This is a genomic window from Microvirga sp. HBU67558 (assembly GCF_018069605.1).
Lineage (GTDB): Bacteria > Pseudomonadota > Alphaproteobacteria > Rhizobiales > Beijerinckiaceae > Microvirga > Microvirga terrae.
This window is the reverse complement of record NZ_JAGPUP010000465.1, coordinates 1-19,541: the sequence shown is the minus strand read 5'-3', so window position 1 is coordinate 19,541 and position 19,541 is coordinate 1. Positions and strand designations below refer to the sequence as shown.

Annotated in this window: 17 protein-coding genes; 8 read left to right on the top strand and 9 right to left on the bottom strand. The window is 59.5% G+C overall.

The features are described 5' to 3' along the window. On the top strand, positions 1-213 hold a 213-nt coding region (locus KBI52_RS07090), incomplete at its 5' end, for a winged helix-turn-helix domain-containing protein (protein ID WP_210806342.1). A gap of 656 nt (positions 214-869) precedes the next feature. Here the strand turns inward: KBI52_RS07090 and KBI52_RS07085 are convergent. The 8 genes from KBI52_RS07085 to KBI52_RS07050 all read right to left on the bottom strand — a co-directional run bounded on the left by KBI52_RS07085 (position 870) and on the right by KBI52_RS07050 (position 10,940). Beyond that, on the bottom strand, positions 870-1,253 hold the full coding sequence (locus KBI52_RS07085) for an AtzH-like domain-containing protein (protein WP_210806340.1): 384 nt from the start codon (positions 1,251-1,253) through the stop codon (positions 870-872). After that, a complete protein-coding gene (locus KBI52_RS07080; RefSeq protein ID WP_210806338.1) occupies positions 1,250-2,761 on the bottom strand; it encodes an amidase family protein in 1,512 nt (503 codons plus the stop codon). Before KBI52_RS07080 ends, KBI52_RS07085 begins: the two co-directional genes overlap by 4 nt. Beyond that, positions 2,762-4,378 (bottom strand): ABC transporter substrate-binding protein, encoded by a 1,617-nt coding sequence (locus KBI52_RS07075; RefSeq protein WP_210806336.1) that lies wholly within the window; start codon positions 4,376-4,378, stop codon positions 2,762-2,764. A gap of 23 nt (positions 4,379-4,401) precedes the next feature. After that, complete coding sequence (locus KBI52_RS07070; protein WP_210806334.1) at positions 4,402-5,304, bottom strand: ABC transporter permease; 903 nt, start codon at positions 5,302-5,304, stop codon at positions 4,402-4,404. After that, a complete protein-coding gene (locus KBI52_RS07065; protein WP_210806331.1) occupies positions 5,301-6,254 on the bottom strand; it encodes an ABC transporter permease in 954 nt (317 codons plus the stop codon). Before KBI52_RS07065 ends, KBI52_RS07070 begins: the two co-directional genes overlap by 4 nt. Before the next feature lie 48 nt (positions 6,255-6,302). Further along, complete coding sequence (locus KBI52_RS07060) at positions 6,303-7,286, bottom strand: ABC transporter ATP-binding protein (protein ID WP_247654240.1); 984 nt, start codon at positions 7,284-7,286, stop codon at positions 6,303-6,305. Beyond that, positions 7,283-8,320, bottom strand: a complete 1,038-nt coding sequence (locus KBI52_RS07055) for an ABC transporter ATP-binding protein (protein ID WP_210806329.1) — start codon at positions 8,318-8,320, stop codon at positions 7,283-7,285. The genes KBI52_RS07060 and KBI52_RS07055 overlap by 4 nt, the downstream gene beginning before the upstream one ends. Positions 8,321-8,567: 247 nt before the next feature. Then, entirely contained in the window at positions 8,568-10,940 is a 2,373-nt protein-coding gene (locus KBI52_RS07050; protein WP_210806327.1) for an amidase family protein, read from the bottom strand. 468 nt (positions 10,941-11,408) lie between these two features. On the opposite strand from KBI52_RS07050, the gene KBI52_RS07045 reads away from it, so the two are divergent. The 7 genes from KBI52_RS07045 (at position 11,409) to KBI52_RS07015 (ending at position 18,737) form a co-directional block, all read left to right on the top strand. After that, positions 11,409-12,083 (top strand): helix-turn-helix domain-containing protein, encoded by a 675-nt coding sequence (locus KBI52_RS07045; protein ID WP_247654239.1) that lies wholly within the window; start codon positions 11,409-11,411, stop codon positions 12,081-12,083. Positions 12,084-12,665: 582 nt separating this feature from the next. Further along, positions 12,666-14,237, top strand: a complete 1,572-nt coding sequence (locus KBI52_RS07040; RefSeq protein WP_210806325.1) for an ABC transporter substrate-binding protein — start codon at positions 12,666-12,668, stop codon at positions 14,235-14,237. A 155-nt stretch (positions 14,238-14,392) separates the two neighbouring features. Further along, on the top strand, positions 14,393-15,652 hold the full coding sequence (locus tag KBI52_RS07035) for an MFS transporter (RefSeq protein WP_210806323.1): 1,260 nt from the start codon (positions 14,393-14,395) through the stop codon (positions 15,650-15,652). A 328-nt stretch (positions 15,653-15,980) separates the two neighbouring features. Continuing rightward, positions 15,981-16,199 carry a hypothetical protein gene (locus KBI52_RS07030; protein ID WP_210806321.1) on the top strand — a complete coding sequence of 73 codons (219 nt, stop codon included), beginning with the start codon at positions 15,981-15,983 and terminating at the stop codon, positions 16,197-16,199. 8 nt (positions 16,200-16,207) lie between these two features. Continuing rightward, entirely contained in the window at positions 16,208-17,191 is a 984-nt protein-coding gene (locus tag KBI52_RS07025) for a magnesium transporter CorA family protein (protein WP_210806319.1), read from the top strand. A gap of 859 nt (positions 17,192-18,050) precedes the next feature. After that, the gene (locus KBI52_RS07020; RefSeq protein WP_210806317.1) at positions 18,051-18,293 is read left to right on the top strand and encodes a type II toxin-antitoxin system Phd/YefM family antitoxin; all 243 of its coding nucleotides are present in this window, start codon (positions 18,051-18,053) and stop codon (positions 18,291-18,293) included. Then, a complete protein-coding gene (locus KBI52_RS07015) occupies positions 18,294-18,737 on the top strand; it encodes a type II toxin-antitoxin system VapC family toxin (RefSeq protein ID WP_210806315.1) in 444 nt (147 codons plus the stop codon). It begins immediately after the preceding gene. A 135-nt stretch (positions 18,738-18,872) separates the two neighbouring features. Here KBI52_RS07015 and KBI52_RS07010 read toward each other — a convergent pair whose 3' ends face one another. Continuing rightward, on the bottom strand, positions 18,873-19,232 hold the full coding sequence (locus KBI52_RS07010) for a DUF3572 family protein (RefSeq protein WP_210806313.1): 360 nt from the start codon (positions 19,230-19,232) through the stop codon (positions 18,873-18,875). Between the last annotated feature and the right edge of the window lie 309 nt (positions 19,233-19,541).

The following is a 19,541-nucleotide window of genomic DNA, read 5'->3' as shown; positions in this document are numbered from 1 at the left end:
GCTCAGCGCCAGGGGAGCACGCTGACCAAAGAGATGCTCCTCAATCATCTGTATAGCGGCATGGATGAACCGGAGATCAAGATCATCGATGTGTTCATCTGCAAGCTGCGCAAGAAGCTTGCGGAGGCCTCAGGTGGCAGGAACTACACCGAGACGGTCTGGGGCCGCGGCTACATGCTGCGGGAGCCGCAGCTCGTCAAGTTGGCAAGCTAAGTCTCAGGACCCCAATCCCCTCACACATCCGCTGCCCCGCGTTCTGTCAGCGAATTGCAGGTCTTCTGGTGTCAATCTCCCATGTGGAGCCAACGACGTGTCGGAATGTGAACGCCCCAACTGAAGCCTCTTCCAAACTCCAGTCAGGGCGCATGCGATGCAAGTTGCAACACCACACCACCATCCTACTCTGCCCCTGATGAGCGTCAACGGCAGTCGATATAGAAGCACCCTGGCTGAAGACCGAGCATCAGACCTCCCACTCGGGCGCATGCGATAGGTCTTGATACCGCCCGAGGAAGATGATTGCAGACCGTGCTCAGGCAAGTGTGCCTGAGCACATTGCGATGGATTGGGGCCAAGCTTTTGTCGTGTCGGTCTTCTCAGCCGTGTGAAACCATCGGTAAACCATGGAAGCGCATGCTTCACGTGTGAATGCGGGGCTGGCTGACCGCGCTCGGGTTCCGCATCAGCCAAAGCCGTGCGGTTGAACTCAGCCCCCTGCCCTTCTCACCACAGGAATGGCTCGTCCGCTTCATCCTATTATGCAATCAGTCACAGGATCTTGTGCTGCCCCAAGATCCTGTGGATTCGCTCCGGCATGAATTTTGAGATGAGATCTCCGCGTCCCAGTCTCCTCGCCAGCCTCAAGTCACTCACTCCGCTAAAGGACTGACGTGAGCAGCAACTATTCGCCACCCCTCGGGCAGCCGCGCCCAGGTCTGCGACTGCCGGCTGACTTTGCCGTCTCGACTCCGGATGAGGGCATTGGTCGTCGCCACATCGTCGCCGAGAGCGGTCACTGCAACACGCTCAATCTGGCGTTCGCTAGCGGTACCTTTCCAGCGGCTGGAGCGGAACACGGCGATCTCCTCGAACCCGAAGAGGTTCTCTGACGGCCCGAAGCGGACTGTTGACGACGAGTTCCAGAAGAAGCTGTTGAGGGCCGCCGTATCTCCAGCGTCCAAGGCTTGGTTGTAGCGTGTAAATGACTGCAGCACTTCGGCCACGATCTCGGGATCGTTCGTTTGTTCTATCATGTGGCTTCTGCTCCTGCTAGTCGGGCCAGCGGCGGAACGGTTGATGGCGGGCGGCGATGACGCGTTGCCTGCTCGTAGGCATAGGCGATCTCGATCAGCATGGGCTCGCTCCAGGGACGGCCGACGATCTGGAGCCCCGACGGAAGGTCCTCGTAGGTGTAGCCCATGGGCACGGCCATGGCGGGCCAATGTAGGCCGGAGGCGATCCAGGTGTTGGCACCAGGCGGCGTTACATTACGGTCGCCGTTGAGCTTCGGCGGATAGCTCGCGACTGGCAGCACGAAAGCGTCGATTTCAGCACGGTCCATGGCCTCGCCATAGGCTTGGCGCATTGCGATCTCATCCTGCTCCAATCTATGGACAATTGGATCCTCGCGAGGATCCGGAGCGTGGACCGTAGCCCTTAGGCTGCCCTCATGCACGGGGTGGAACTTCTCCGCCGCGACGACCTCCCCTAGCGTCTTAGGGAAATCTGGTCCGGTGGTGGCGAGATAGCGCTCGACCGCTGCTTTTACCTCACTTAGCGGATGAGGGCGCGGCGGGAAGGATTCGAACTGCGCAATCTCGAAGGGATCGACGACGATCGCTCCCGCCGCCCGCAGGTCCTCAACGGCACAGTTAAAGAGCGCAACGACATGGGGATCGGACCGATTCGCAGGAAACGCTTGGCGTAGAACGCCGATCCGTTTGCCGCGAAGACCATCGTCCCGGAGCGAAGCGGCATAGGTAGCGGGAATGTAGCTGCTTGCCTCCGCCGTCGCTGGATCCCTTGGGTCGACACCGACAATGACGTCGAGTAGCGCAACGAGATCGGACACGGTACGGGCCATCGGCCCCGCGGTATCACGAGCATCATAGAGCCCGACCATACCTGTCCGTGAGACCAACGCCCAGCTCGGCCTTAGCCCTACCAGCGCATTGTTGGATGAAGGATTGCGAATGGAGCCGAATGTGTCTGATCCCAATCCCACGACGCCGAAGCTGGCAGCGAGGCCGCTCCCCGTTCCGCCGGAGGAGCCGCCTGTCGCATGCGCCGTGTTGTAAGGGTTACGTGCAAAGGACGGGAGCACGGAGTTGATGTTGTCAAATCCGCCTCTCGCCCATTCCGACATTGTGGTCTTGGCGAGAATGATTGCCCCTGCTGCACGTAGTTTCGCGACAGCACTGGAGTCCCGGTCAGGCACCCAGCCGATGAGAGCGGCGGAGCCTCCCGTCGTCTGCAGACCGGCGACGTCGTAGTTGTCCTTGACGAGAACCGGAATACCATGCAGCGGGCCCTTGAACTCGCCTGTTTCGGCGAAGGCACGGTCGAGTGCCTCGGCATCGTCCAGCGCCTGCGGATTTAGGACAACGATTGCCCAAAGTTGCGGTCCCCGGCGGTCATAGGCGTCGATGCGATCCAGGAAAGCCTGCGTCACAGCCTTCGCGGTTATCACCTCAGCCCGGTATGCCGCATGAATCTCTGCAATCGATTTCTCTTCTACCGAGAAAGGAACAGCGCTTGTCATTTATTCGGCGACCTCGATCGATGTGAAGTCCTGGTACCAGTTACGCGCCTGAACGAAATTCCTCAGCTTCGGAGATAGAGCCCTGGGTCCCGTGTCATGAACGACGAGTAGTGCGGCGGCATCGTTCGTTAGCACCTCATTCACCCGCATGAGCGCCTTTTCCTGTTTGAGCGGATCGAACTCTGCGCGCGCGCCTGTGAGCGCTGCGTCAAGCGCGGGATTGTTGTAATATCCCCAGTTGCCGCCATTTGGCGGTGCGAGGGTCGATGTATAGCCAACAACCCCCGAGGCTGGCTCCTGCATCGTCATGGCCACGTTGATTGCATCCGCGCCGGATTGCTTTGCGCCCTGCCGCAGCATGTTGATCATGGCCGTGAAGTCGCGCACGTCATAGGTGACTTTGATGCCGACCACACGCAGGTTCTCCTGAATGATCTCGTTCATGGAGAGCGGTACCATCTGGCCGCCGCCTGAAGAGGAAATCACGACCTTGAGCTCCACCGGCTTGTCCGGACCGTAGCCAGCTTCGGCCAGCAGAGCCCTCGCTGCTCCAGGATCGTACTTGAGCTCGAATGCCGGCTTGCCGAACCAGGGCGCATTGGCAGGCGCGAACCCTTTTGCAGCGGTCCCATGACCGCCGAGAAAGTTCACGATCATATCCCTGTCAATGGCCAGATTGGCAGCTTTGCGAACCCTCAGGTCGGAAAAGGGTGAGCCTTCGGTGAAGTTCAATCGCCAGAGCCACGTGTGTGGATAGGTGTTTTCGGTAATGGTGAAGCCTGCATCCTTGAGCGGCGCGATTGCATCGGGTGGAAGCGTGTCGACCAAGTCTACCTGTCCGGACCGCAGGGCGGCGACCCGAGTGTTGGCATCGGGCACCGGAAGGACGAACACATCCTTGGTTTTAGGCACACGGTCCGGATTCCAGTACTTGTCGTTGGCTCTGAGCTGCAGTTCCACACCCGGCTTGAGTGAAACGACCGCGTAGGGCCCCGTTCCTGAAGGTTTCTGTGCGAATTCCTTCCAGTTCCCGCCTAGTTCTTGGTACCGCGTTGGACTGGCGAAGAAGAGGCTCGACAGTTCATAGAGGAAGAGGCCGTTCAACTCCTTGGTTTCGATGTAAATCGTTCTGTCGTCGATTTTCCCGTACGCCATGATGGATTGCGTGCGTGTGGCGGTCGCGCCGCTGCGGGCGCTGTTGTATTGCGGCGCATCCGGCTTCTTGAAGGAATCGAGATTCCAGATTGCTGCATCGGCATCCCACTGGGAGCCGTCATGGAAGTCGGCTTTCCGGAGCTTGAAGATCCAACGCTTGGGATTGGCCGGATCGACGGACCAGGACTCAGCGAGTCCTGGCACAAGACGTGAAGGTTGAGTGCTCGAGGACAGGTCCCATCCGACGAGCGAATCGAAGACCGTGTAGCCGCCGAAGCGGACCCCTTCGAACCCGCCATCCGGGGCGGCCCAGAGATTGGGAATATCACTCAGCGAAATGGCGATGCGCAGGGGACTGTCCGCACGTGCATCGTTAGGCGTGAACGCCGCTGTCGCACTACTCAGGAGCAGGACTGCCGCAGTGAGACTCTTTAGGGATGCCTTCACTCTCTCGACTTTCATGATCGCCTTCCTGCAGGTTAGTTTCAGGCCCGGACATCCATGGCGGTCCGCAATCCGTCGCTGACGAAGTTGAAGCACATACTCGTGAGGAAGATACACACGCCTGGCAGGGTCGCGAGGAGCGGCTGGGAGTAGATCGCCGTGCGCAGCGTATTGAGCATCAGCCCCCATTCCGGATCGGGCGGCTTGATTCCGAGCCCCAGGAACGAAAGGCCGGATGCGACGATCATCGACACACCTACCAAGCTCGTCGCATAAACGAAGATCGCCCCCAGCACATTCGGCAACACATGAACGACGATGATCGAGGCCGAACTGGCGCCGGTCGCACGCGCCGCTTCCGCGTAGTCCAGATTGCGCACGCCCGTGGTCACGCTTTCTGCCACACGAATGATGGGCGGAATGAAAACGATCGTCAGCGACATGATGGCATTGAGGATGCCGGCGCCGAGTGCGCCGCTGACCGCAACCGCCAGGAGAACGGACGGGAATGCGTAGAAGACGTCAGTGATGCGCATGATGAGCATGTTGATCTTGCCGCCGGCGAAGCCGGCAATGATCCCGAAGGTGCCGCCGATGCCGAAGGCGAGGATCACCGGCGTAATGCCGACGAACCAGGAGTAGCGGCCGCCATACAGCAGGCGGCTGAGCATGTCTCGGCCAAGCTCGTCGGTTCCGAGCAGGTGACCGGGTGTGCCAACGGGCTTGAGCCGCCGCACGATGCTACCTTCTGTGGGACCATACGGAGCAATCAACGGGGCAAGCAGGATAAGCGCGGCCATCACGAGAAGAACTGTGCCGCAGACCAGGGTCGTCTTGTCGCGCATGAGGCGCCGGCGAACCCCGCGCCAGTAGTTATCCTCTCGGGGAATAGAGCGGATTGGTGCGGGTGCGACTACGAGTTCGTTGCTTAGGGTGGTGCTCATCGGCGGCTTATCCGGGGATCGATGGTGGTCTGGATCAGGTCAACCAGGAGGTTGAGGACGACGAAGAAGAGGGCGAGAACGAGGGTGGTCGCCTGGAGGACTGGAATGTCCCGTTGAAAGATCGCGGTGTTGAGCATCATGCCCGTGCCCGGCCAAGCGAATACTGTCTCGACAAGGATCGAACCGCCCATAAGGTTAGCAAGCTGGAGGCCGATCACCGCCAGAACGGTGGGAGCGGCATTCTGGACGACGTGCCAGACGATGCCACGCCGGCGCAGCCCCTTGCCGCGCAAGGTCGTGATGTAGTCCTGGCTCATGATATCGCTGACCAAGCCGCGTACGGTGCGCGTCACCAAGCCGGCCGGGATGATGCAAAGCGTGAGGGAGGGCAGGATCAGGTAGCGGATGTGCTCCCAATCCCAGGCCCATCCGCTCGAGCCACCGGGCCCGTAGCCCATGGCCGGCAGCAGGGTCAGATTGACTGAGAAGATGATCACCATGACCATGCCGAGCCAGTAGTGCGGGATGGAGACGCCCGCGACGGCCGAGCCCAGCAAGACCCGATCGATCCAGGTGCCGCGGTACACGCCGGCAATGCCCCCGAATACGCAGCCAATGAGAAAGCCCAGGAAGCCCCCCGTACAGGCGAGGATGAAGGTGGCGCCGCTGGCGGAAATGAGGTCCGGCAGCACCGGCCGCCCTTTAATCAGCGACGTGCCGAAATCGCCCTGTACGACCTTCAGCAGCCAGACGCCGAACTGCACCGGGAGAGGACGGTCGAGCCCATACTCCTGACGAACCCGGTCGATCACTTCCTGTGGCGTATCGGGCTGCACCATCGCGTCGATCGGATCTCCGGGCGCGATATGGACCAGCATGAAGCACACGAGGCTTACCGCCAGCGAAATGGGGATGATGTAGGCAACGCGGCGAAGTATGTAGAAAAGCATCCTGTTCATCCTTGGCTGGATGGTGGCGGCCGAGCTGGGTGCCTCCGCTCAAGCCGCCAGGTCTTCGACCCTGACGCACCGGACAGCACGCCCGGATGCGGGAGAAATGAAATCGGGAACCCGTTCGCGGCACGCCTCAGCGGCATACTGGCATCGAGGTGCAAAGGCGCATCCTGAGATCGGCTGCCGCAAATCAGGCGGAGCGCCGGGAATGGTGGTCAGGCGCTTTCCCCGGGTGCCGGCGTGGACTGTGGCACCCATCAGGCCCTGCGCATAGGGGTGCAGCGGCTTCGCCATTACGTCGATAACGGAGCCCTGTTCGACCATGCGCCCCGCGTACATAACGGCGATACGGTCGGCGATCTCGCCCGCCACGCCGAGGTCATGGGTGACGAAAATGACACCCATGCCAAGTTCCTGCTGGAGGCTGCGCAACAGGAGAAGAATTTGGATTTGAACAGTGGCGTCGAGCGCTGTAGTCGGCTCGTCAGCAAGCAGGAGTTTCGGCCGGCAAGAGATCGCCATGGCAATCATGGCGCGCTGGCGGAGTCCACCCGATAGCTCGTGCGGATAGGCATCCAATCGGCGCTTCGCAGAGGGGATCTGTACCAGTTCGAGCAGGTCGAGCGCGCGGCGCTCCGCGTCCCGGCGGCTGATCCCCTCGTGCCGGATCAGCGTCTCGGCAATCTGCCGGCCGATCGTGAAAACCGGATCCAAAGCCGTCATAGGCTCCTGGAAGATCATCGACACGACCTTGCCCCGCAGTGCGGACAGCTTGCTGTCGGGAATGGTCATCATGTCATGGCCGGCAACCGTCAGGTCGCCGTTCATGACGGTCTTGCCCTTTGGATTGAGCCGCATCAGGGCGCGCAGGGTCACGGACTTTCCCGAGCCGCTTTCGCCGAGGATGCACAGCACCTCACCTGCAGCAAGATCGAGGTCGACGCCGTTCACGGCCGCCACGGTCGCTTCGCGCGTGACGAAGTTCACATGCAGGTTCCGCGCGCGGACGAGAGGTTCCCGATTCATCATGCCGCGATCCTTTCGCTTTCGGCGTAGCCGCTGCCGGCCGTTATCGCATGGCAGGCGGCCTCATGCCGGTCACCTTGCGTGGCGAGCGCCGGAACCTTCTCGGCGCAGAGGGCGCGCGCCATCGCGCAGCGGGTCCGGAATCGGCAGCCTGATGGAGGATTGACCGGGTTCGGCGGATCGCCGCGCAGCGGTGGCTCCGTACGGCGACGTGTCGGGTCCATGGATGGACGGCTCGCCAGGAGCGCGCGCGTGTAAGGGTGGGCGGGGGAGCGGAAGATTTCGTTGACTGGTCCCACTTCCGCGACCTTGCCGAGATACATGACAAGCACCCGATCGGCCACGTGCTCGACCACGTTGAGATCATGGCTGATGAAGAGATAGGTGAGCCCGAACTGCTCCTTCAGGTCGAGCAGCAGGTTGAGCACCTGTGCCTCCACGGACTTGTCGAGGGCGGAGACGGGCTCGTCGAGGATGATCAGTCGCGGGCGCAGTGCCAGCGCTCGGGCGATGTTGACGCGCTGGCGCTGACCGCCTGAGAGTTCATGCGGAAAGCGCCGTGCGAACTGGCTAGGGTTGAGACCAACCGCTTCGAGGAGTTCACGGGCTCGCGCCACAGCCTTGTTGCGGGGTTCGCCGTGAACGATCGGCCCATAGGATATCGACTCTTCGATGGTGAGACGCGGATTGAGCGATGAATAGCTGTCCTGAAACACCATCTGCACCTGGCGGCGGTATTCCTTCAGGCTGATGCCCCGACTGCCACCCACAAGCTCGCCATCGAAGACGATCTCCCCCGCCGTCGGCGAGATGAGAGACATGATCAGCCGCGAGGCGGTTGATTTTCCGCATCCGGACTCACCCACAATCCCCAGGGTCTCGCGCTTGTCGATCATCAGGTCGAGCCCATCGACGGCGCGCACCACCTGCTTCCGCTCTAGGAACGAACCAATGGGAAAATGCTTGGCCAAGCCCCGGACGATGAGCAGCGGCTGCGCGGGTCCGCCACGATCAGGTAGTTGCTCGAGGTCAGACATTTTGTTCCTTTCCTGCTGTGGAGGGCGCATTCGACTGGCCGATGCATAGTAATAGCAAAGTTTGACCGTGCTATTCCGAGTGCTTTCCTAGACACAAACAAGAGTCAGGTAAGTATTGTTAATGAATTTAGGGCCTGCTTCTTTTGTAGGTCAAGATTAATTGTTGTGCGCGGTTGTCTGATTTTTTGGGCAGAACGCATGTTCAGAGTGCGAAGCCCGGCCGGCTTGGCCGGCCGGGCTTCGCAAGTCAGCTCCGCATTGGGATCGGCGCAAAGGCCGGTGGCGGAACGCGGCGCTTGGACGCGTTCTCATACGAAGAGGCAACCTTGAGCAGGATGTCCTCCTTGCCTGGCTCCGCGCGGAACACAAACGAGAAGGGAAGGCCGGGTTCGGGCAACTCGGTCGGAACGTCCGAGAGCGTCGGCACATAGCGCGTTCCGTCCTCGCTCAGCTTCAGCACCGGGTCGTAGACGGTGCGCACGAAGCCTGCGGGGATCAACACCTCAGAGAGGCCGGCATTCGGGCCATACATGGATTCCGCACGGATATTCTGGATGGTGCCTGGTTCATTGGCACCACCGATCTTCGCGGGCGGCAGCGGGGTATGGAGCCGTACGAGCGCATCGAGCTTGTTCTCGAGGATCACCATCATGTCCGTTCGGCGGAGTAGCTCACGCAGCATGATGCGCTCGTTCACGCCCTGCCTTCCATCCAGCGGATTGCGCGGATCGGAGGTTTCCTCCCAGTTAAGGAAGGCGGCCCGCTGATCGTCGCCCCAGTACTTGGAGCGCTTGTTGAGCTCCTCAAAGTTGACCAGCGTTTCCGTGATTCCCTTGGCTGCCCAATCCCGCGCCCGCCGCGTCATATATTGCGGCAGGTGGTACCGGAACATAGTTGCCAGCTCCTGTTGCTGGACGGTGGCGATGTCGAGGTTAGACGGCGCTTCAATCACTCCGTCGGCCATCGCGACGAGGTAATCAATCGGTTTCATCGCACCGCTACCGAAGACCTTCCCTGGCAGGAACTCGGTCGGCTCGATGGCATCGGCGAATTCGGTGAACAGGGGCTGACCGTCCGGCCGCAGGCGGAACATCAGATCAGGCATGAAAACAGGCACGAGCCGTGCCAGCGCACGCCGGAAATCAACCGTCATGACCTCGACCTCCGGATCGCGGGTCCAGCGTGGGTCCGTCGATTCAACCAGCGTGGCGCCGAGGTGATCTTTGAGAACGGCTTTCATCTCCTTGGCGGCGGCGGTGGTGATCGGCTCGGCTGCTTTGGAACCGGCAGAAATCATCGATTCGCGGATGACGCCCAACCGGACGCCTGTGAGCGCTCCCTTCGCGCCACTTCCGTTCGTGTGGCTGAGGTAAGGCGTGCTCAGGACCGAGCTGCGCGGTACGGTGGTGAAAGGATCGCGCGGATCATAGTACCCTTCCTCCGGATCTTTCAGAGCATCGAGCACTTTGGCGGCATCTGCGATCTTGCGAGCATGGATACCGGTGCGGTCGCAGTAAATATCTGCGCCGATGGCTCCGCCATCGAAGCCAATCATGGCTTTGTGGGGCAGGATGAGCGCAATCGAGTTGTGATTGGAGGGGCCACGGCACGAAGCGCGTGTCTCCTCCCCCAGGCTGATCATGCAGAGATTTGCGCTGACTGAGACGCCGGAGCCGGAGCTTGAGCCCAGCGAGGCTGCGCGCGTTGTGTCATACGGGTTGGAGGGATTGCCACCCCAGCTGCTGCGCTGATAGCCCAGCACAGATGGCAGGACTTTTTCCGGCCTGTGACGGCCGCCGGGATCGCCGGCACGGCCGTTATATTCGGTATTAATCGCCTTGGCAAAGATGATTGCGCCTTTCTTGCGCAACTGCGCGACGAGAACATGATCTTCTGCCGGGAAGTCGACGTCGTAGGCAGCATCGCCACCGCCGGTTGATCGCATATCCTTGGTGTCGAACGGATCCTTGAAGGAGAAGACCACACCATACAGAGGGAGCTTCTCGAGGTCCGGGTTCGTCCCGTATTCGGCATCCAGCGCCGCAGCCTGCTCCAGGGCGTCGGGATAACGGCGGAATATCTCGCATACGGCCGGCGCATCAGGTGGCAGGGGCCCGTCGTCCGGGTGCCGGTCGTAGTCGCCGTGGCAGACGACCGAGCGCTCACCGCGAATATTGAGGGTCGCCAGCGCGTTCACCTGGCCGGCATTCGGCTTGCCGACGATCATGCCGTATTGCTGCTGGACAGCCGGATCCGACGCCGTCGGTTCCATCCGGCCGAATTCCAGCGGCGGTCCCTTGTACTTATCCAGGTCCGGCAGCACATCCGACGCTTTGACGGTCTCGGTTGGAAATTGAAGCGCGTGGGTGGCCCGGACCGTTCCTGGGGCTGGCGGAATCGGCGCTCCGTCCTCCGTCACAAGAAGGCTGGATACACCATTGAAGGCGCGTGCACGGTCAATGTAGTGCTGAACGATCTGAACCACGGTGATTTCGCCGGCCTGGATGGCTGCGTGCATCTCGTCGATCGTTGCTTCCTCAAGCTGGAATGGCTTGCCGGAGGTAAACTCGGCCGGAAGCTGAGTGTCGGCTGCGAGCGGAAGGGGAATATGTTCGTTCATGGGTGTTCTCGCGCGGCATTGAGTCAGAGACTGTGCTCCGGTGTACGGAGCGGTGAAAAAAGGACGTGACGTGCGTGAGCTGTGCCCAGGAGGAACCTGGAACAGTCGGTCATATCAACGGCCTCGTATCGGAACCCATGCCCGCGACGCCGCGCATGTGTTCAGAGAGAACCGGGCCTTCGCAGAAGGCCGTAGTTGTACGATGAGCGCCGGCTCGTCTTTGGAGTTCTCGGACTCTCCTCTGAGCTGGCGTTGATAAGAGCCTGATGCCCAATTTTGGCTTTGTCAAGTGACTTGATTGAAAGTCAACGAGGTCGTAGCTATCGTCACTATGGGAGTATTGAGATAAGTTACCCGAGAAGGGCGCCAGTTTCCTCGTCATTGGTGCCGAAGTCCGCCATTGAGGGGGCTGGCTACGGCGTGTTGAGAGGTGCAGGGGTCCTGATCCAAGGATTTCGAGGCACACCATTGGTTCAGTCGAGCGGAAGCAAACGTAGGGCAAATCAACTTGAATCCGAGATTGCGCCTGGCAGGGCAGGCGCTTCCCCGGACCGCAAGAGCCGAGCCAATCCCGGCGATGCACGCAATGATTACAAGATTGGCCCAAAGCTAAAGCATGCGCGGCTTCTCAAAGGCCTGACGCTTCTTGAGCTTGCTGAAACCGTCGGCTGCTCGGAAAGCATGCTGTCGAAACTGGAAAACCAGAAGCTTAGCCCATCGATTTCCTTTCTCCATCGGCTGGCCAGCGCTCTTGGTACGAGCATTGCCGAGCTTTTCTCGGAGAGCAGCAATCTCTCGGGGCCGGTTCATCACTTTCCCGCGGATCGGCGCCTACGAATCGCGGATGCGGGGCACGAAGGAGCGTGGTTCGAGCGGATTATCCCGATCGCGAAGAGCGGTTTGCTGCAGGCCAATATCCTGAACATTCCGCCTGGTGTGCATAGTGATGCCGATATCCAGCACATCGGGGAAGAACTGGGCTATCTGATCGAGGGCGAGCTGGAAGTTACCGTCGACGGACGAAGCTACATGATGAAGAGTGGCGATCTTCTGTTCTTCTCCTCATCCCTCCCTCACGGCTATAAGAACATCGGCGATACGGTAGCTCGGATCCTCTGGGTGAATACACCTCCGAGTCTGTAATCTCCGCAATTTCGAAAAAATGTGACTGAGCCGATTGCTTATTGAGGCAGCAAACCCGTGCCTGTCTTTATGGCAGGCCATCTCTGCCGCGCTGCCTAAACTTTCGCCATCTCACTCAATGCGGAAAATCTAGGCGATTTCGTCGAAGTTGATTCCTTGTCAAGCGACTTGACAGTCCTGACAGGCCGCATCACCATCGGGTATCTGATGAGAGTTCCCGCTCGGAAGGGCACCCTCGGACGATGGCGGCGCGCTCGCTGAAACGGAGACGACGCCGGTACGGCTGGAAGCCTTGGCTTGTTCATCCAGCGTACCTTTGGAGGCGACAGTATCGAGCCTCTACCGATCATGGCCTCGGCTGAGGCAGGCTCGGATAAAAGGGATTCGGCCCTCATCGACGCGGAGGGCCGCTGCAGCAGCTGCTCCGACAAGGCAAACAAATGCGGAGCCGCAGGTGAGATCCGTCAGAAGCGGGCCCTCTGAACCGGGCCCGTCTCCAGCGGGATCACCGTTCCGGGAGGAAGCGCCTTCAATAACACCGAATTGGCGCAGGTTCTGGCTGCTTCCAGAAAGGGAACTCGAATGTTGAAATTTCGAACATGGCTCGCTGCAGGCGCGGTGGCGCTTCTGGCCGCGAGCGCTCATGCTCAGACTCTACGCATTGCCATGACGACTTCGGACGTGCCCACGACCGGCGGCATTCCCGACAACGGCAGTGAAGGCGGCCGGTTCGCCGGCTATACGATTTACGACGCATTGGTAAATTGGGATTTCACCAAGGTCGATGCGCCCGCCGGCCTCACCCCTGGCCTTGCTACCGAGTGGCATGTTGATCCGGCCAATGATCGCCGCTGGATCTTCACGATCCGCCAAGGCGTGCGTTTCCATGACGGCTCACTGCTCACGCCAGACGATATTCTCTGGAATTTGGATCGTCATCTGAAGCAGGATGCGCCGCATTATGACCAGGCAGCCGCGGGGTACAGCACGTATACTGCGCAAATTGCCTCTTACGAGAAGGTTGGCGAGAATCAGATCGCGATCATCACCAAGATGCCCTTCAGCATGCTGCCATATCAGGTCTCGCGCGTGTTCATCGTGAGCCCGCGCCAATATGAAAAGGCCGGCAGCTGGTTGAAGTTCATGGCGCAGCCCTCCGGTACCGGGCCCTTCAAGGTCGTGAGCGTGACCCGCCAAACCTCCATCGAACTGGAGCGCAACGAGGATTACTGGGACAAAGCCCGCGTCCCGAAGGTCAAAAAACTGGTCCTTCTTCCTATCCCCGATGCAAATACGCGCGTCGCAGCCCTGCGCTCAGGCCAGGTGGATTGGATCGAGTTCCCGATGCCGGATTCGATTCCGTCGCTCAAGGCGGCTGGGTTCCAGATTATCACGAAGCCATATCTGCATGTCTGGTCCTGGCGCTTCAACATGAAGGACAAGGGGCCGCTGCAAGATGTGCGTGTGCGCCGAGCCCTCAATTACGCGATCGATCGTGAGGGCATGGCAGGTCTCCTGTCGGACACCGCCGTTCCTGCCGTCGGTATTTATCAGAAGGGTAATAAATATTTCGGCAAAGCTACCCAAGCCTACAACTACGATCCGGAGAAAGCCAAGGCGCTGCTCGCGGAGGCCGGCTACGGCCCGAATAAACCGATTTCATTCAGTGTGCTGCTGCCCACGGCTGGATCCGGCAACATGGTGCCGTTGCCGATGGCTGAATTCATCCAGCAATCATTGGCGGAGGTCGGCGTCAATGTTCAGTACCAGGTGGCGGACTGGGGTACGGTGCTGCAGGCCATGCGCACACTTCCTGGAACGGAACGCGTCCCCCATCGCGACGCGATTAATCACGGCCAGCCTTTCGGCGATCCCACCAATTTCTACACCAATGTCACAAGCATGGGCGGAAACGGCAATTGGGGCATGTACAAGAACGAGCGCGTCGACCAATTGATGAAGGAAGCATTCGAATCCTTCTCCGAGGACGTGCAGGATGCGAAGATCGCCGAGGCTCACGCTATCGTCGTCGACGACGCTCCCCGTCTGTTCATCGTCCATGACCTCAACCCGCGTGCGCTTGCGTCGAACGTGACGGGGTTCGTCCAGGCCCAGAGCTGGTATCAAGACTTTACCCAGGTGACGGTCAAATGAAGACTTGTGACTGACGCACGCGCCGGACCGGGGCACACAGGCCGGTCCGGTGCGCATCTTAGGGGAACAACCTACGTTCCCAGCAGAACCACCCACTCCCACTCAACCGGGAAACCCGCGCCATCGCGGGCACTATCTCTCTGGAGCCCAATGCTATGCTCTCTCGCTTCCTGAATCGGGAATTGTGGGAAATTCGCGAGTTTCGCGCGTTCGTCGCCGCCAACACCGTCGAGCGTTTCGCTGCCTCCGCTCTTACGGTCATGCTGGCTTTCCACATCTACGAGATCCGAAAGGATCCGCTCGATATCGCGCTTCTCGGCTTCGTGCAGGTGATACCCGGCTTGACCATCGCTCTCCATGGTGGCGAAATTGCTGATCGTCACAGCCGCCGCAAGCTGGTGCTCATCACCGTCGGGTTGCTCACGCTTCTGTGTGCCGGATTGGCACTCGTCTCCGCCGCCCAGTTTTGGCTTCTGGTCATGCTGTTGGCATCGGCCTTTCTCTCCGCATCGATCCGATCCTATCAGGCCCCAGCGGCGGTCGGGCTCGAGGCTCAGGTTCTCCCTGTCGGGCTTATCTTGAAGGGCATACCAATCATCTCCACGTCAGGCCGCATTGCCGATATGCTTGGTCCAGTGGCCGTGGGCTTCATCTGGGCGGCGGCAGGGCCCGTGGTGACTTATGGCGTGCTCGCCGCCCTGTTCGCCGCAAGCTACCTCATCTTCGCCGGTTGGATTGGCGAAAAGCCTATTCCGGTCCATCAAGGCAGCGAACAAGGACCCGTTTCGCGCATTTACGAAGGCATTCAATATGTCTTCCGAAACCAGGTGCTGATCGGATCAATGGCGCTTGACCTCTTCGCCGTGTTCTTCGGCGGCGCCGCTGCTCTTCTGCCGATCTTCGCTACCGATATTCTGCAGGTCGGCCCATCAGGATTCGGCATGCTGCGCGCAGCAATTGCCGCCGGCGCATTGACCGCCGCTCTGATGTCAATCCGCCTTATGCCGAAGGCCAGCGCCGGTCTTGCGCTTCATCTCATTATTGCGGGCTTCGGAATGTGCATGGTTGCGTTCGGCCTCTCGACCAACTTCTATCTCTCACTACTGGCTCTCTTCCTCGCCGGCATCTGCGACGGGTTCAGCATGGTTATCCGGCATGCCATCCTGCGCCTTGCCTCGCCCGAGCACATGCGCGGCCGCATCGCCGCGGTACGGATGGTCTTTGTCAGCTCCTCCAACGAACTTGGAGCTATGCAGATGGGACTTTCAGCGTCTTTGCTCGGTCCCACCCGCGCCGTGGTCGCCGGGGGACTCCTGACGCTCGGCGTGGTTGCCGCCGTCGCATGGCGCACCCCAATGCTCCGCAGGCTGGATCTGGGAACATTTGGGATTTACCAAACGTCAGCCGCAAAATAGGTCGGGAAAGTCGACCATCATTGAGGCAGCGGCCAGAGGTTCTGCCTCGTTATCCATTACCGGAAGGATTGATCATGCTTAAACCAGAATCGAGCGCTCTACTGCCAAGCGCATGTCCCAACCGACGCGAAGCTCCGATAACCGCATATTCCATGGCGTGAGCTCCGCCTTGCAAAAGCCTGCGAACTCCGGATCCCCAAATCCATGCCAAGCGATAGTCATAGTCGATTGATTACGCCGTCACTGGCTCGAGTGGACGCCTGATTTTCATTCAATCGGCGCACCTGCGACCGGCCACGTGACGGCTGATCGCAATTGAGGTGAGTCAATGACGCTCGAAATTTATTACCGATTTGCGTGCCTGCGTACCGGCGAGCGCAAAACCTACTCTCAGGACCATTCATCGACATACGCGCTTTGCTTGATCCTGTTCATCGTCTTCACTCCGATCATCGGTGCGCATGTGGTTTTTGTGCTCATTACCGAGGCTACTCACGTGCGAGGGCCAAAAGCACAGAACACAACCCTTTCGGGTGCAGCCAGATAGGAGCAATCATGATCAGAATATACGATTGCTCCAGTAACAGCTATGATGCTCTTGCGGTCGACACCATCACCAGCTTGCCTGAAAGTGCTGTCTGGATCGATCTCGACCGCCCCGCGAACCTGGAGGGTCGGATGGTCGAGGCGATCCTTAAGCTTGCCCTACCCACGGCCGACGAGATGAAGGATATTGAGCCTTCGTCTCGGCTTTATGCCGAGAATGGTGCGACTTACATGACCGCAGGCGTGCTATGGGGCGTGGAGGTGGGCACGCCAGAGGTTGCGCCGGTCACCTTCATCCTGACCAATGGGCGCTTGGTGACGATTCGATACTCTGAGCCGCGATCCTTCCGGACGGTGGCAGCCTACATCAGGACCCAGCCCGACCTGTGCAGGAGTGGCGTCACGACTCTCATAACTCTGCTAGAGGCGATCGTGGACCGGACCGCCGAAGTCCTGGAGCGGGTTGGGACGAGCGTCGATCAGGTCTCGAAGGAGATCTTGGAGCGCAAGCGTCAGGCGCGACACAGGGCGGCATCGACCAAAGGGCTGGAGGGGATCCTGGATGCGATCGCTATTGACCATACCGTTACTGTGAAGGCACGTGAAAGCCTTGTCAGTCTTGGGAGAATGATTGGATTCCTGGCTCTCGCGCAGCAGGTCAATGCCAACCGGGAGGCCCGTGATCATGTTAAGAGTCTGGCCCGGGATGTGGCCTCGCTCACGGATCACGCCACATTCATTGCCAACAACATCAACTTCCTGCTCGATGCATCCCTCGGGTTGATCAACCTGGAGCAGAACCAGATCATCAAGATCTTTTCGGTCGCGGCCGTCTGTCTCATGCCCCCTACCCTCGTCGCCTCAAATTATGGAATGAATTTTGAGCACATGCCGGAGTTGGATTGGGTTGGAGGGTATCCAGCATCAATGGCCTTGATGCTGATTTCGGCAATCATCCCGTTCGTGTATTTCAAGCGGAAGGGCTGGCTGTAACAAGACAAGGTCACGTCGATCTGCCCATGAACTCTGGCCGGTCACCCTGAGAATGAGCACGTGGATCGGCTCGCCAACTGGGACGCTGTGAGGGCTGCTGCGGGTGCTGGAACCGACCCGACGAGCATTGAAGCGGCTACGGCTTGAGACAGACACCTGCTTCAGGTGTGGCCCTCAACAGGCGCGTTTGCCGAACCTGTAGGGCTAGCTGAGCCGTTCACATACATTTCAAGGGTGTCACCCGCCCCTCCCTGTCAGTGCTGGAGGATGCCGGTCGGCGTCGCCGGCGGACACAAGGGGTCTCTCACAGTAAGTTGGTTCAACCGAGTAAGTCCCACTGCCACTCTGGTCGCCGTTGCAACTTTGCTGGGCGGGTGCGTGACCGGTACGGAGGTTTCCTACAGTGAGTACCAGTATGACCGTTATGGCGGGACTGAATGCACCTACGAGCGCAACCTCTACGCAGATTTATCCTGTGGTGTCGAAAGCGAGAGGTGCCGAATCGTTCTCCGGCGGCGTATCGACAGCTTTGGAGAAGAGGTTGTCAGGCGTGATCGCGTTTGTGGCCCTCAAGGTGAGATAGAAGCCGCAGACCCTTGGAGAGGTCGAGCGCCTCGCCGGAACGTCTATCCCAGCCCGGGTCAGCCACCTGAGGACGGTCTGTATGTCGACTGAGCAGGAACCAACCTAATAAGGCGCCCTATGGTAACTCTGCTTCAACTTGCTTGTCTTTGCTGCACTCCTGGGTCCAGCCGGAATTCCGGATGCTCAAAAGGCTGTAGAGCACCTAACCATTGACAACTAAGGGCCTGCGCCCAATATGACCACTGTAGTCATATTCTGCCGGAGAGGTGATGTCATGCAGGAAGTTCAACTCAAGGACGCTAAGGCATCCCTATCCGCGATCGTGGACCGCGCCGCCGCTGGTGAGGAGATCGTGATCACCCGCCACGGCCGAAAGGAAGCTGTTCTTATTTCCTGGGACGAGTTCCGGCGTCTCTCAACCATTCCGTCCTTCGGTAAGCTCCTCATGGCCGCTCCAATAGAAGCAGGAGACATTCCCGAGCGGGATGAGCCGCCACATCAATCCGAGGAGTTTTAGGTGTATCTGGTCGACACAAACGTCATCTCCTCCAGAGCACCATCCAAAAGCCGCCCGTCGGACGAACTCGTCGGGTGGATGGATGTCATGTCTCCGAGACTGTTTATCTCGGTTGTCACAACGGGAGAGGTGATCGCGGGCATTGCAAAAGCTCTGCGCGAAGGAGCCACGACAAAGGCAAGCAACCTGGAAGCATGGTGGGCTGCTGTGGAGCATCTTTATGGACCTCGCATCCTGCCTTTTGACGGTGCGAGTGCGAGGGCTGCCGGACGGCTTCTCGACAAGGCTCGCAGCATCGGTCAATCGCCTGGATGGGCGGATATTGCCATCGCTGGGACGGCGAAGGCTCATGGGCTCACAGTGATGACGCGTAACCTCAAGCATTTCGAGCCACTTGGCATTGAGTGCCTTGATCCGTTCAGACAGCTTCCACCGCTACCCTGATGATAGATCCTGCGTTGCTCCTCTAATCACAGTAGCCCGGCCTTGGATCAGGGAAGTAGCCAAGCACATGTCTCATCCCTGATAAGTATCGATTATCGGGGGTAAGCCGGAACCGCCATTTGGATGGCTTTTCCTTCATTGAAACAGGTTGCGCCTCGGCAGTTGCGGAGCCGCGTCGACCTCCACATCAAGCGGCTCTACTTTAGGCTCCGGCGACAGATGCACAATGGCTGCCAGGATCGCAACTGGCCGGATCTTTATCCCCTGATCGATAGCTTTCAGCAGTTCATCGTCCTTCGCCACATACTCGAGGACACCCAGCAGGAAATGCGACGATCTCGCCGAAGCGCGGATGGTCTCAGGCTGAAGGCCGGTCACGTTCAGAAACTGGATGATCCGAGCAACGTCTTCAACAATGAAGTTTAGGACTTGAATCGCTATACTCTCGGCGCCGCCACGGCCAGTGATGCCTCCGCGCTGAAAGGGCTCTGTCATCTCAACCTCCGCCGTCTCTCGCATCTGTCGGTATCTAGATGAACCAGGGACATCCCGGGACAATAGCGGCTTGAGCCAAGCTGAGAAGGGTACCAGTTCCACCCCGTTCACACGAGTGAGGCGGCCCGGATCAACTGTTTGAAGTTTGCCGAGAGAGGTGCTAGGTCCTGGCTCATTCCCCCAGCAATCTCCAGGGCAGGAAGATCCAGAACGCAGCTTCCTGTCTGTCCCGGAGACCTTTTTCAACGATCAGGATTTGCCAGATGCCCGGCATCGCACGTCAGTTCGAGCCGCAGATCACCCGTACCG

Coding starts and splice junctions, on each gene's coding strand:
- KBI52_RS07085 (WP_210806340.1), bottom strand. CDS start 1,253: ATGATAGAACAAACGAACGATCCCGAGATCGTGGCCGAAGTGCTGCAG.
- KBI52_RS07080 (WP_210806338.1), bottom strand. CDS start 2,761: ATGACAAGCGCTGTTCCTTTCTCGGTAGAAGAGAAATCGATTGCAGAG.
- KBI52_RS07075 (WP_210806336.1), bottom strand. CDS start 4,378: ATGAAAGTCGAGAGAGTGAAGGCATCCCTAAAGAGTCTCACTGCGGCA.
- KBI52_RS07070 (WP_210806334.1), bottom strand. CDS start 5,304: ATGAGCACCACCCTAAGCAACGAACTCGTAGTCGCACCCGCACCAATC.
- KBI52_RS07065 (WP_210806331.1), bottom strand. CDS start 6,254: ATGCTTTTCTACATACTTCGCCGCGTTGCCTACATCATCCCCATTTCG.
- KBI52_RS07060 (WP_247654240.1), bottom strand. CDS start 7,286: ATGATGAATCGGGAACCTCTCGTCCGCGCGCGGAACCTGCATGTGAAC.
- KBI52_RS07055 (WP_210806329.1), bottom strand. CDS start 8,320: ATGTCTGACCTCGAGCAACTACCTGATCGTGGCGGACCCGCGCAGCCG.
- KBI52_RS07050 (WP_210806327.1), bottom strand. CDS start 10,940: ATGAACGAACATATTCCCCTTCCGCTCGCAGCCGACACTCAGCTTCCG.
- KBI52_RS07040 (WP_210806325.1), top strand. CDS start 12,666: ATGTTGAAATTTCGAACATGGCTCGCTGCAGGCGCGGTGGCGCTTCTG.
- KBI52_RS07035 (WP_210806323.1), top strand. CDS start 14,393: ATGCTCTCTCGCTTCCTGAATCGGGAATTGTGGGAAATTCGCGAGTTT.
- KBI52_RS07030 (WP_210806321.1), top strand. CDS start 15,981: ATGACGCTCGAAATTTATTACCGATTTGCGTGCCTGCGTACCGGCGAG.
- KBI52_RS07025 (WP_210806319.1), top strand. CDS start 16,208: ATGATCAGAATATACGATTGCTCCAGTAACAGCTATGATGCTCTTGCG.
- KBI52_RS07020 (WP_210806317.1), top strand. CDS start 18,051: ATGCAGGAAGTTCAACTCAAGGACGCTAAGGCATCCCTATCCGCGATC.
- KBI52_RS07010 (WP_210806313.1), bottom strand. CDS start 19,232: ATGACAGAGCCCTTTCAGCGCGGAGGCATCACTGGCCGTGGCGGCGCC.